This is a genomic window from Actinosynnema sp. NPDC023658, from assembly GCF_040639995.1.
In the GTDB taxonomy this organism is placed as follows: Bacteria; Actinomycetota; Actinomycetes; order Mycobacteriales; family Pseudonocardiaceae; genus Actinosynnema.
Map to the genome: position 1 here is coordinate 1 of NZ_JBFAAX010001407.1, position 1,171 is coordinate 1,171.

Genomic DNA, 1,171 nt, shown 5'->3' on the forward strand with positions numbered 1-1,171 from the left:
GGGTGGTCGCCGCCCTGTGCGTGCCCGCGCTGGTGCTCGTGTCCACGTCCGCGCCCGCCGACGCGGCCGATCGGCGCGAGGTGTCGGTCAGGCGGGAGGCACGGGCGTTGCGGTCACGGCCGGTGCGGCGGGCGCTGGTGCTCGCGGCCCTGGTCAACGGGGCGACGTTCGCGACCTTCGCCTACCTCGCCGTCATCGCCTCCGACGTCGCACGCCTGCCCCAGGGCGCGGTCCCCGTGCTGTTGGCGGCGTTCGGCGCGGGGGCGTTCATCGGCGTCACGGTGGCGGGCCGGTCGGGTTCCGGTGGGCTGCGACGGGGCGTGGTCCTGGCGATGTGCGCCCTGCCGGTCGGGTGGGCGGCGCTGGCCGTGACCGGCGCCCACCCCGTGCCGCTGGTCGCGCTGGCGGTGGTGCAGGGCGGGTTGTCGTTCGGCGTCGGGTCGACCCTGGCCGGCCACGTCATGCGGGCCGCGTCGGACGCCCCCTCGCTGGGCGGGGCGTTCGCGACGGTCGGGTTGAACGTCGGCGCGGTGCTCGGCCCGCTGCCGGCCGGCCTCGCGACCGGGACGACCGGCGACTACAGGGCCGCACCGTGGGTCAGCGCCGTCCTGGCAGCGGCGGCACTCGCCGTCATCGGTGCTCGTAGGCGAGGTTCGTCCCGGTCGTGGCGCGTTCCGCGGTGATCACCGTGTCCCCGACCAGCAACGCGCGGTCGTCCACCAGCGGCGTGCCGTCCTCACCGCGGCTGAGGCGGCAGCTCAGCAGGGCGGGCGAGCCGGGCTCGCGGCGCAGCACGCCGGCCTGCCCGGCCGTCAGCGCGACCGCCTGGATGGTCTCGCTCGCCTGCCGCACGGGGCTGCCCAGCTCTTCGAGCACGCGGTAGAGGGACCGCCGGCGCAGGTCTTCCGCACCGACCCGCGCCCCGACCGCCTCCGGCAGGTACGACGTCTGCAGGAGCAGCGGAACCGGTGCACCGGAGGGCGGTCGGGTGCTGCGCAGCCTCTCGACCGCGAGCACCCGACCACCCTCCGGGACGCCCAACCGCGCGCCCACGTCCCCCGGCGGCACGACGAGCCGCGCGTCCAGCACCTCGGTCTCCAGCTCGATGCCCTGGTCGACCAGGTCCTGCGACAGGCTGCGCAACCCGGTGAGGCCGTAGGCGAACGCGGGC

At 76.7% G+C, this 1,171-nt stretch carries 1 protein-coding gene and 1 pseudogene; one reads left to right on the top strand and one right to left on the bottom strand.

Annotated elements, in window-relative coordinates:
• A pseudogene (locus AB0G02_RS41370) lies at window positions 1-683 on the top strand (Cmx/CmrA family chloramphenicol efflux MFS transporter); the annotation flags it as partial.
• Here AB0G02_RS41370 and AB0G02_RS41375 read toward each other — a convergent pair.
• On the bottom strand, window positions 631-1,171 hold a 541-nt coding region (locus AB0G02_RS41375; RefSeq protein ID WP_360806386.1), incomplete at its 5' end, for a UTRA domain-containing protein. The pseudogene AB0G02_RS41370 and the gene AB0G02_RS41375 sit on opposite strands and share 53 nt — an antisense overlap.